The organism is Brachyspira sp. SAP_772 (assembly GCF_009755885.1).
GTDB lineage: Bacteria > Spirochaetota > Brachyspiria > Brachyspirales > Brachyspiraceae > Brachyspira.
Map to the genome: position 1 here is coordinate 1 of NZ_VYIX01000245.1, position 632 is coordinate 632.

Here is a 632-nt window from a genome sequence, read left to right on the forward strand (position 1 = left end):
CTCAAATTAATATTATATCTAGTTAGAAATATATCTATACTATTTTCAGAAAGAGTTTTCCAAAAATCTTCATCTTGCTGTAATAATAAAATTCCATTTGTTATTATAGTAATAGAAGTATTTGGAAAATAGCTTCTTAATATTTTACAATAATCTTTACAATTTTTATTTAACAAAGGTTCACCACCCATTATACTAAACCTATTTATCATTTTATTAGTAATTTCAGACAATCTTTTTATATCTTTTTCAAAACTATTTATATCTAAATATTCTTCTTCCGCAATTTGAGAAAAATTGCTGCAGCTAAAGCAATGCAAATTACAATGTTCAACTATATGTATATCAATATATTCTATAAATGCCTGAGGTGTTACTCTTTTTAACTGCTCATAAGTAATATTATTATTTGGAAAAAATTTTGAGTTTAGTTTTCCTCTAGCYTTATCYCTAATTTTTTTTATAGGTATCCACCATACTATATCATCTACTATAGTTCTGCTCATAAAATACTCCTAAAATTATATATGAAAATTATATATGAAAATTATATATGAAAATTATATATGAAAATTATAAAAAATAAATAATAAAATTAATATTTTTTAAACATTAAATTGATTAAGCATTTT

General features: G+C 21.0%; 1 protein-coding gene. It reads right to left on the bottom strand.

Translation table 11 applies throughout. From position 1 onward, the window contains the following. Positions 1 to 506, bottom strand: a 506-nt coding sequence (locus GQX97_RS13820; protein WP_157152332.1) for a radical SAM protein, incomplete at its 3' end; no start/stop codon positions are given. Between the last annotated feature and the right edge of the window lie 126 nt (positions 507 to 632).